Below are 2,941 nucleotides of genomic sequence, written 5' to 3'. Positions count from 1 at the left end.
TGATTACTTTTGGGACAGTCTCCTCGCCGACATAGAATCCTTGGTACTCTATGCAGGTATTCACAGAAAAGAGCATGGCTGTTACCGAATGCTTGCTAAACGGTTTCCTTATGCCATCTACTACGACATTGAGGATAACATCGCTTACGTTGTAGCCGTTTTACCCATGCGTCGTAATCCTTCGTGGATCAAGAGAAAAATGAAAGGCAGGAGCTAATGCCATGCACCCAAATTAAAAGAATTTCATCATTATACAGATATACAACATCACCAAACCAAAGCAAAGGCACAGTCAACATGCCTGAAAAACCGGCCAATGGAATTCAATCAAAAAGTAGGTGATTTTGTAAAACAGTGTGAAGCAAAACTGCAAGAGAAGCGTGTCAGATCCCATGACTGCTAGTTTCGATGGGCAATATACATAGTGAAATCAATATGATGAACTGCTCAGGCCCCATGGCCGCGTACCAAGGTTGCTTGTTGTTATGAATCAACTCTTGCGTCCTCCTCATAGAATCCGTGATCCGATATATGGATATATCTGGTTGACAGAGTCTGAACTGAGCATAATTGACACACCTGTTTTTCAGCGATTGCGAAGGATTGGGCAACTGGCTTTTACCAAGTATGTCTACCCGACTGCGGAACATTCCAGGTTTGTGCATTCCTTGGGCGTGCTGCAGGCAGCCACAAACATATTTGAGGAGGTTTTACGCTTTAATCCTGAGCTCCAAGAAGGAAATGAAAAAGATGTATTGAAAAATCTGCAGACACTACGATTTGCAGCACTTTTACACGATACCGGGCATATGCCGTTATCCCACGCTGCAGAAAAGTTTTTTCTTGGCGAGGGTGTTTCACATGAGAAGGTAAGCAGATATATTATCCGGAAGTTTTCCACGGTGGCAGAAGAGATCCAAAAAAACGATATTTCTCCGGACACTGTGGCCAACCTCTTGAATGGCAAGCAGACCCGGAGCATTGCCATCTTGAAAAAATTTATATCTGATGAATTCGATGCAGACAGGGCGGATTTTCTCCTCAGAGACTCTTATTTCTGTGGCGTTAAATACGGAGAATATGATTATATTCGCTATGCAGGCTCCTTCAGGCTTATTGAAAACGAGAATGGCGAAAGAGCTTTTGCAATTGAAAAGGGCAACCTGCACGCTGTTGAGTCGTTTTTGCTTGCCCGTTATCATTATTATCTTCAGGTTCCTTTTCATAGGACCAGAAGAGGGTACGACCTCGTTTTTGAGCGTTATCTGCAGGATCTTAAGGAAAGAGACTGCTTGCCAGAATCCGGGATAAAAATTGAGGGATCCAGGCTGGAAATTGATTTCGATAAATTTCAGCTGTTTGACGATTATACGGTTTTTGAGCAGATTAAGAAGGACATGAGCAAAGGAAACCCATGGGCGAAAATACTGATGCGCCAGGACCATGTGCACCCTGTATTTGATGTGGAAAAGGAATCCGAGGGCAATGAAAATGATTTTTTAGATTTGCAGGAAGAACTTGACCATGTCGGATTAAAGAAGAATCAGGATTATTTTGTACTTGACAAAAAAGTCGAGGTTCACAAAATTCTGGAAAAATCGGATGAAAAAGGCGAAAGCGTCTATCCCGTTGTGGACAAGGCAAGGGACCACAAAGTCATGGGATCAATCCTTGACCACTCCTCAATTCTGGAAGCCACCAGGAAAAAGCCTGCGCATCTCAGGCGTATTTATGTAACCACGAGTTCCATGCCCAAAGCTCAAAAGGCTCTGGACAGTCTCAAACAAACAGTTCTGGCCCGCGAGAAAAGAAAAAAGGGGGGAGCATAATGAAGAACTCAGATTATTCTCGAGCCGTATTCAAGCACGTACTTGTCTGGCTTAAGAACAAAAATATGCAGACATCCAAGATAGCTATACAAAAGACCCTTTTTTATCTACAGGAAAAGGGGGTCCCGCTGCACCTGGATTTTGAGCCCTATTCCTATGGACCATTTTCCAAGCAAATAATGGAGACCGCATCAGACATGGAGCGTGCAGGCGAAATTATTGTGGGTAGGACGAGCTACACCCCGGACGCCAATTTTTCCGAGACTCTGCCCCAAGAAGAGTGCCGGGAAATAGATGCGCATCTGGAGCATTTTTCCGAACAACTCGGACATAATTTCAGCTTTGATAGCCTGGAGCTTTACGGCACTGTCCTGTACTGTATCCAGGCCCTGCAAGAAAACGGCATGGACACGGACAGAAGTTCGGTGATCCGGGAAGTCAGGGCCTGGAAGGGCAGAAAATACACAGAGGAAGATATAGGCACTGCCTATGACTCCCTTGCTCCGGATTTTGTGAATTTACCACCAGGGCAATGAACGCTGCAGATGCAAAATATGGCAGGGCGGGTTCGGCAGTGAGGGAATCGCATTCGCAGAAGACTTCACCGCTTTGGATCAGGACAATGCCTTCAACGAGCAGGTCGCGATTGAAGACAGCGGGTACGGTCTGGGTCTGAAAATGCTCATGGGCGCGGCTTTCGGAACCCAGCCCCGGGAGCTGCTTTTCAGCCAGGAAGAGGCGGCTGAAGTTCTGTGGCGGCGGTTTATAAGGCCGTTGGAGTAAAAGGCTCATAAATTTTGCAAAACATTCATAATATAAATCAATTATATATTTACTCGCATACCCTCGCTTGAAAAATTAGTGTATCGATGGCGATATCAGATAGTTTCAAACAATGTTCGGGGTCAGACCCTGATGGCACAAACCGACGCAACTTCAGACATAAGGCAATAGGACAATGGCCAAATATGAAGTCAAACAAACAGCCGTCAGTCAGGTGCTGGCTGACGTGCGCAGCGATAAGATCGCCATCCCCGAACTGCAGCGCCCGTTTGTCTGGAAAACGTGGCAGGTTCGCGACCTGATGGACTCCCTGTACAACGGCTATCCAG

At 45.7% G+C, this 2,941-nt stretch carries 5 protein-coding genes; all 5 read left to right on the top strand.

Annotated features, from left to right (window positions below):
* Positions 1–217 (top strand): hypothetical protein (locus QZP87_RS04935; protein ID WP_291321809.1); only part of this gene is annotated, 217 nt, incomplete at its 5' end.
* A gap of 328 nt (positions 218–545) precedes the next feature.
* Positions 546–1,829 carry an HD domain-containing protein gene (locus tag QZP87_RS04930; RefSeq protein ID WP_291321808.1) on the top strand — a complete coding sequence of 428 codons (1,284 nt, stop codon included), beginning with the start codon at positions 546–548 and terminating at the stop codon, positions 1,827–1,829.
* Complete coding sequence (locus tag QZP87_RS04925) at positions 1,829–2,365, top strand: hypothetical protein (protein ID WP_291321807.1); 537 nt, start codon at positions 1,829–1,831, stop codon at positions 2,363–2,365. Before QZP87_RS04930 ends, QZP87_RS04925 begins: the two co-directional genes overlap by 1 nt.
* A gap of 73 nt (positions 2,366–2,438) precedes the next feature.
* Positions 2,439–2,612 carry a hypothetical protein gene (locus tag QZP87_RS04920; protein ID WP_291321806.1) on the top strand — a complete coding sequence of 58 codons (174 nt, stop codon included), beginning with the start codon at positions 2,439–2,441 and terminating at the stop codon, positions 2,610–2,612.
* 175 nt (positions 2,613–2,787) lie between these two features.
* Positions 2,788–2,941: DUF262 domain-containing protein (locus QZP87_RS15520; protein ID WP_363330989.1), on the top strand; the 154-nt coding region annotated here is incomplete at its 3' end.

Source organism: Desulfonatronospira sp. (assembly GCA_003563255.1).
Classification (GTDB): Bacteria; Desulfobacterota; Desulfovibrionia; order Desulfovibrionales; family Desulfonatronovibrionaceae; genus Desulfonatronospira.
The sequence above is the reverse complement of the archived record's forward strand: the minus strand, read 5'-3'. Positions and strand labels throughout refer to the sequence as shown.